The 7593-nt window shown below is 65.0% G+C and carries 3 protein-coding genes and 3 pseudogenes; 4 read left to right on the forward strand and 2 right to left on the reverse strand.

Annotated features, from left to right (window positions below; translation table 11 throughout):
- The coding region (locus D3872_RS23490) for an amidohydrolase family protein (RefSeq protein WP_147373982.1) at window positions 1–1334 on the reverse strand (1334 nt) is incomplete at its 3' end.
- Window positions 1335–1353: 19 nt separating this feature from the next.
- Window positions 1354–3249, reverse strand: a complete 1896-nt coding sequence (locus D3872_RS23495; protein ID WP_119813041.1) for a CHAT domain-containing protein — start codon at window positions 3247–3249, stop codon at window positions 1354–1356.
- 389 nt (window positions 3250–3638) lie between these two features.
- On the opposite strand from D3872_RS23495, the gene D3872_RS23500 reads away from it, so the two are divergent.
- From D3872_RS23500 to D3872_RS26835, 4 genes and pseudogenes are all read left to right on the forward strand, one after another.
- Window positions 3639–5492, forward strand: a complete 1854-nt coding sequence (locus tag D3872_RS23500; RefSeq protein ID WP_119813042.1) for a DUF1302 domain-containing protein — start codon at window positions 3639–3641, stop codon at window positions 5490–5492.
- A 286-nt stretch (window positions 5493–5778) separates the two neighbouring features.
- A pseudogene (locus D3872_RS23505) lies at window positions 5779–6863 on the forward strand (DUF1329 domain-containing protein).
- A gap of 109 nt (window positions 6864–6972) precedes the next feature.
- Window positions 6973–7263, forward strand: a pseudogene (locus tag D3872_RS26830) (WD40/YVTN/BNR-like repeat-containing protein); the annotation flags it as partial.
- 137 nt (window positions 7264–7400) lie between these two features.
- A pseudogene (locus D3872_RS26835) lies at window positions 7401–7593 on the forward strand (glycosyl hydrolase); the annotation flags it as partial.

Below are 7593 nucleotides of genomic sequence, written 5' to 3' on the forward strand. Positions count from 1 at the left end.
AAGTAGCCGCTGTCGGCAAACGTATTCGTGCCGGGCGTCCCGGCGTCCTTCGTCATCAGCTTCAGGAAGGGCAACGTCCTGCTGCCCTTGCGATCCTCCAGGTCGGTGTCGCCGAAATGGCCAAAGCTGACCCGCAGCCCCGGGAACTTGTCGAGCGCCAGCTTCCAATATTCGCTGCCGGCCAGCGCCTTGAATTCCGGATACGGGCCGTTCGAATGGTTGGTATGCGCCATGATCGGCACGTCCTTTTCAACGCAGTAGCGGAACAAGCTGGCCATCGCCGCATCGAGGCGCTGGCCAAAATCCGGGGCCGCCGCACTGGCGTGGAGCGAGCGCTTGCCGGCCCAGACATTTTTTCCGGTATTGCCCCAGGCCGCGAAACCCATCGGCGGATACAGCTTCACGCCGATGAAGCCGCGTTCCTCGATCGCGCGCTTGACCATGCGCATGCCGTCGCCGACACCCTGCGCATCGAGCGTCCTCAACTCGCGGAAAGGACAATAGGCGACGAAGCCGTGCACCCGGCCTCCGAGCAGCACCGACATCTCAGTCATCAGTTCGGTTTGCTCGGACAGCGGCGTTGGCGTGGCCGCGCCTTTGGCAAGCCACCAGTCGAAGTCGACCATGCTGGCCACCGCAAGGTCGACCTTGCGTGGCGAGTTGCGCGAATAGGTGGTCAGGTAGTCGATGGCATTCACATGCCGGTGATTGAAATGATGCAGTACGAACTGCACATAGCCCAGCAGCGACGGATTGCTGCCGAGCACAGAGGTGCCCTTCGTGCTCTCCGTCTCGAACGCGTCGTACGACGCCGGCAACGCATCGATCACGGCGCCAAGGCCGTCGTCTCCCGGCTTGGCGGCGAGCACCGCGGCGCCGTCGCTCGTCTGTTTCAGTTCGCTAGCCGTGCGCTGCAGTTCAGCGCGCCCGAGCGCATAGCCTTGCTCGAAGGCGGGATCGGCGATGCCGCGCAGCTGGCTGGCGCCGGTGCAATGCCTGAGGCGATCGGCGTATTGCGCCATCGCGCGCCGTTCGGATTGCGCATCGGGCGCCAGGTGCCAGGCCAGGCCCTGCAGCATGCCGCCCAAGCCTTTGACGAGCGGGTAGAGCTCGGAATCGGGCCCGACAGTGGTCTGCGACAGGAACTCCTTCACCTGCAGGTCCCTGCCGTTGAAGAAGTGGGTATGGGTGTCGATGGTCAGCGGCTTCGCCATGTCGGAAATGGCGGGATCATTGACGCACACTGGGTCGATGCGGGCCAGCGCGGGAAGCGGCGCACCCAGGCAGGCGATGGCACTGGCAATGAAGGCACGGCGATGTGGATCGTCAATCATGGCAGCTCCCGACAGTGGGTTATCGATGCAGCGTCGCGGCAGGGTCGCCGTAGTACACGTACAGCAGGTCAAGCGGATTTGCTTTCTCCTTGTACAGCTCGCGCCTGACCGCAGTCAGGGCGTCGCTGGCGGGTTCGCCCTTGTCGAGGCGCGCCAACAGCTGGGTCGCCACCTCGTGCCCGAGGTTGATCCAGACCGAGACCTCGGTCACGACGACTCCTTGCGCCCCGAGCTGGAACAGTGCGTCTTCCAGCTTCACGTGCGGCAGCTTGCGTGCCGGGCCCGTTTCGCAGGCATTGAGTATGACCAGCGGGCCGCGCGACAAAAAGTCGAGCTGTTCGTTCGGCGAGACCTTGTTAAGCAGATTCTCCAGGCTGTCGCTGGTGACAATGTCGCCCTTGTTGAACTCGAGGTAGGGCGGATCGTCCGCGTCGCCGGCCGACGCATGCAGGAAGGTGACGATGGCGGCGATTTCCTTGCGCCCGGCATTGAGTTCCTCCAGCAGTTCGGCGCCGCTCCTGACCTTGCGCAGCTCGATGGGCGGCTGCTCATCAAAGAGTGACTTCATTTGCGCCAATTGCTGTTCGGCATGGGGAATGGTTTTGTCGGTACTCGTGCCGTACTGGGCGAAGATCACCCTGCGCTTGCCGAACACATCCTGATCGAGTCCCTTGCCGGGCGCGCCATTGCTCGCACGCTGAACGCTGATGCTGAAGCGCATTCCCCAGAATTTGTTCACGTCGACATCGGCCCCCTGCGGGTGCAGGTATTGCCATGGGAGCGACAAGTCGTCCGTCACGATGGTCAGGCGCAGCGGCCGGTCGCCCGGCTTACCCGTTTCCGCAGCGGCCGCTTCGATCCTGCCAATCAGCGTGCGCAAATCCTTGTGGGCGTTGCCGCCAAACAGGTGGCGGTGCAGCCTTTGTCCGACTGCGCCCAGGACATCGGCGACGCCCGCCAGCTCCGACGGATCCAGCTTGAGCGTAAGCTGATGTTCTTCGGAGACGATGGCGTCGGCGCCGGTGGCGCTGAACTTCTTGAGCAGCGCGCCCTGCATGCTGACGGCCGCCATCGCGCCATAAGCGGAATTGCTCATCGCCTGGACCAGGTCCGCATCCTTGACGCCGCTATTGAATACGCGCCGCTTGCCGTCCTGATCCAGTGCCAGGCCGTTGAGCAGGGTCTTCAACTTGTCGCTGACCGGCTGGACCTCGACGGTGACCTTGTTTGTCGCTTCGGCGCGCGCATAGAGGATGACGTCCGATTCCCAGACCCGCAAGTCGCTGCCGGCCGGCCGGCCCAGGTCGATCGCCGGCATCGCCGCATTGGCTGACGTGGCTTCGGCCAGGCCGATCGTTACTGGAATCGTCAGCCGGTCGTAGGCGCGTCCGGTCTTGTCGTTGATGATTGTGATCTGGAGCTTGTCCCCGTAGCTGGACTGGCCTTCTTTCTTTTGTGGCGTGAACCGGAAAATAACGTCCTCGGTTCTCTTCGTCGTGGCGCGGAACGTCATTGTTTTCAGTGATTCGGCGTGGGGCTCGCAAAAGCCGCAATGCAGCACCACGGTCAGCGGCACGTCTTCCTTGCTTTTTACGATGACCGGATTCGGCTCCACTTCGGCAAGGACCGAGCCCGCCACCTTTGGACCGATACCGAAGCGCAAGGTAGCGGCCTGGCTGTGAGCCAGCGCCGGCTGTTCCGGATTGGCGGGATCGCGCGCAAGCTGGGGTTTGAGCTGCGCGTTGTAAAACACCCGCGCCGCGTCCGATGTCACCGGCGCTGTCGGAGCCGGCGTCATCGACCCCGGCACCCTCGACCCCGGCACCGGTATGTATTCTCCTGTGCGCTTCTCACATCCGGCCAGCAGCAGCAGGCATCCGACCGCGCCGATGGCGCGCCAAGGTGTCGACCTCATGACTCCTCCTCGTCCCACTCGTCGAAACTGGCAGGGCTGCCCACGCGGCGGGCTTTTCCGACAGTAACAAGAATCGAACGGGACGAGATTCACCCATTGTCACAACTTTACCGGCATGCAGTCGTCGCAGCCTCGTGGTCGAACCGAAACCTATCCCTGATCGAAATCCCACGTTACACCAATTCCTTCACTTGCGACGACACGCCCTGAACATGGCGCATTCCCGCCGCGAACGCCACAACCCTCCCCTGTCGCGAAATGCGAAGCCGCCGTCATGAAATGGACACGAGTATGGACGGCGCCACTCCTATGATGGGTCACCGTATGAGCGGACCGGAAACATAATTCCGGCCGGACACTGCGGCCTACAACATCAGGAGACAGCTTTGATGCATACCACCCCAACTGGCGCGCCGCCCGGCGAGTCCAAGCCTGTTCGATCGCCCCAACCCTTTGCGCGCCACGCGCTGGCCGCCGCGTTATACGCGATCGGCATGGCGCAGGCTGCCGAGATCCAGGCCGGCAATCCCGACCTGTCGGTGCGCTTCGATAACACCATCAAGTACAACTACGGCCACCGCGTAAGCAGCCAGGATACGGCGCTGCTCAAATCGCCCAACTTCGACGATGGCAACCGTAATTTTGACAAGGGCATGGTATCGAACCGGGTCGACTGGCTGAGCGAGCTGGACGTGGTGTACCAGAAGCAGTTCGGAATGCGCGTCTCGGCCGCCGCCTGGTATGACGGCGCCTACGGCAAACTCGACAACACCAACGTGGCCAGCTCCAACCACCGGGCCGGCGGCAAGCCGGCGCTGGGTCTGTCGGACCACACCAAGCGCTACCACCGCGGCTCGGGCGAGATCCTGGACGCCTTCGTGTTCGCCAATTTCGACGTCGCCGACATGCCGCTCAACGTCAAGCTGGGCCAGCACACGCTGTTCTGGGGCGAGGCCCTGCTCTCGCCCATCCACAGCATCAGCTACGGCCAGTCGCCGGTCGACCTGCTGAAAGGCTATTCGGTCCCCGGCACCGATGCCAAGGAACTGTTCCTGCCGCGCCAGGCCATCTCGGCCCAGTTCTCGCCGACTGCCGAACTGGGCATCGCCGCCCAGTACTTTTTCAACTGGAAGCCGGCGCGACTGCCGGAATCCGGTTCCTTCCTGGGTTTCTACGACTACGCCTTCCAGGGCGGCGAATCGTTCTTCCTCGGTCCGCTCGGCACCCCGGCGCTGCGCGGACCAGACAGCCGCGCGCCCAAGACCGGCGACTTCGGCCTGTCCGCGCGCTGGAGCCCTGACTGGCTCGACGGCACCGCCGGCGCCTACCTGCGCCGCACCTCCGAGCTGCTGCCGCAAGCGAACGTACGCCTGGCCGGCTTGCCGACCGCATTGTTCGGCCCAAGCGGCAGCGCGATCTGCCAGGGCATGATCCCGGGCGCCGCGGTGGTAGGCAACAACTGCCTGTTCTATCCGTCCACACTGGGCGCGACCAGCCAGTACCAGTTCGAGTACGCCAACGGCATCGACGTGCTGGGCCTGTCGCTGTCCAAGAGCGTGGCCGGGGTGTCGCTCGGCGCCGACCTGTCGTACCGCCGCGATATGCCGCTCTACTCGACCCCGGCGCTGCTGATGCCGGCCGGGACCAATGCCGCGGTCATCAATGCACTCAACGCCAAGGTGGCGCCGGCGCTGGTGGTGGCGGCGGCCGGGCAGCCGCAGCAAGGCGAAGTCAGCGGAGCGCGCGGCAACACTATCCACGGCCTGGTTAACCTGCTCGGCACCACCGCGCGCACCCCGCTGTTCGATGCCTCCACCTGGGCGGTCGAGGGCGTCTGGAGCCGGGTCGACAAGGTCACCCAGGGCGCCCAGTTCTTCCGCGGCCGCGCCAGCTACAACGGCATCGACAAGGTCAGCCGCGATTTCTTCGCGGTTGCCGCCATCTTCACTCCGACCTGGTTCCAGGTAGTCCCGGGTGTCGACATGCAGATGCCGCTCAGCTACTCGCGCGGCCTAAAAGGCAATTCCGGCGTACAGGCCGGTGGCAACAAAGGCGCGGGCAACTACGCGGCCGGCGTGTCGTTCGACGTGCGCCAGAAATACCGCTTCGACCTCAAGTACGTCAACTTCTTCGGCCCGCTGGCGCTTGACCCTGCCACCGGCGCCGTGACCTCGTTCGGCGGTGTCACCTCACTGCTGAAGGACCGCGGCTTCCTGGCCGCCACTTTCAAGACCACTTTCTGACAGGATGGGAACGCACATGAACTTCAAACATACCCTGATGCTGGCCACGCTGGCCGCCGCTTTTGGCGCCCAGGCCGCGGTCGGCAACGAAGAGGCCAGGCTGCTGGGCACCACCCTGACCGCGGTCGGCGCCGAGAAAGCCGGCAACAAGGACGGTACCATTCCCGAATTTACCGGCGGTCTGGCGTCGCCGCCGCCCGGCTACGTCAGCGGCAGTGGCGTGCGCCCCGACCCGTACGCGGCCGACAAGCCGCGCCTGGTCATCACCGGCAAGAACCTGGCCGGCATGGAAGACAAGCTGACCGCCGGCACCCGCGAACTGCTCAAGCGCTTCCCGAGCTTCCGGGTCGATGTCTACCCGACCCACCGTCCGGTGACGCTGCCCAAGGCGCTGCAGGAGAACACCGCCCGCAACGCGGTCAACGCCAAGACCAGCGACGGCGGCATCGGTGTCGATAATGCGCTGGCCGGCGTGCCCTTCCCTATCCCCAAAACCGGCAACGAGGTGATGTGGAACCACCTGCTGCGCTACCAGGGCCACGCGTTCACCACCAAGTACGAATCGTGGAACGTCGACGCCTCCGGCACCCTAGCCTGGCGACCGCCGGCGAGATCTTCGAGGAATTCCCGCTCGCCGACCCGAAGCGCACCGAGGTGGCCAAGCAGGGTGATGTGTTCTTCCGCACCAAGCTGACCTACCTGGCGCCTGCCCGGCGCGCCGGCGAAGGCCTGATGGCGTTCGACGCCGTCAATCCGGTGGTCCAGCCGCGCAAGGTGTGGCAGTACCTGCCGGGCCAGCGGCGCGTCAAGCTGGCGCCGGATGTGGCCTACGACACGCCAAACCCCGGTTCGGCCGGCGCTTCGACCTACGACGACGCCTGGGTGTTCAACGGTGCGCTGGACCGCTTCAACTTCAAGCTGGTCGGCAAGAAGGACATGATCGTGCCTTACGGCCAGTACAAGCTGTTCGCCGCCAAGGTGGCCACCGATGTGGCCAAGCCCAATCACCTGAACCCCGATTTCTTGCGCTGGGAACTGCATCGCGTGTGGGTGGTGGAAGCGACCCTCAAGCCGGGCAAGCGCCATATCTACAGCAAGCGCACCTTCTACATCGACGAGGACAGCTGGGTCGCGCTGGCGTCGGACCAGTATGACGCGCGCGGCCAGCTGTACCGCTCGTCGTTCGATCACATGATCTACGCCTACGACGTGCAGGCCACCTACACCGGCAACCACGTGATCTACGACTTTGTCAGCGGCACCTACAACCTGACCGGCATGTCCGGCCCCTACGGCGGCCTGAAATACATCGAGCCGCTCAAGCCGGCCCAGTGGTCGCCGGAGGCGCTGTCCGGCGCCGGCGTCCGCTAAGAGCGGTAGCAGTCGAAGTAGAAATAACAATAGCAGTTCTTTCCGCCTTGCTGCCGGAGGCGTCCCTCGGGACGCCTGCATTACCGGCAGTCTCTTTCGTGAGTATGTGATGAACCGAATATTCTGCCTGCTGGCCGCCGCACTGGCGGTGCTGCCGGCGCATGCCGCGCCGCCCGGCTTCGTCGACCCGCTCGACCAGCCGGCGCACCCGAGCGCACTGGCCAGCCGGACCCTGATCAACGGCATTGCGCGCGCCGGCGAGCGGTTGGTGGCGGTGGGCCAGCGCGGCCATGTTTTGTATTCCGACGACCAGGGCGGCAACTGGAAGCAGGCCTCCGTGCCCCTGTCCGGCGACCTCGCGGCGGTCGCGTTTTCCGACGCCGGCCACGGCTGGGCGGTCGGGCATGACGCCGTGGTGCTGCACAGCGCCGACGGCGGCGCCAGCTGGCAGCGCCAGTACGACGGCCGCAAGGAACGCGAGGGGGCGACAAGCCGCTGCTCGACATCTGGTTCGACGGCGCCGGCCATGGCATGGCGGTGGGCGCCTTTGGCCTGGCGCTGTGCAGCGACGACGGCGGCCGACAATGGCGCCACTGCGAACAGCTGCTCGACAATCCGAAGGGACTGCACCTGAACGCGATCCGCTCGATCGGCGGCGTGCTCTACATCGTCGGCGAGCAGGGCCTGGTGCTGCGCCGCGCCGCCGGCGCCGCACGCTTCGAGGCGCTCG

The sequence above is a fragment of the Massilia cavernae genome (genome assembly GCF_003590855.1).
Lineage (GTDB): Bacteria > Pseudomonadota > Gammaproteobacteria > Burkholderiales > Burkholderiaceae_D > Telluria_A > Telluria_A cavernae.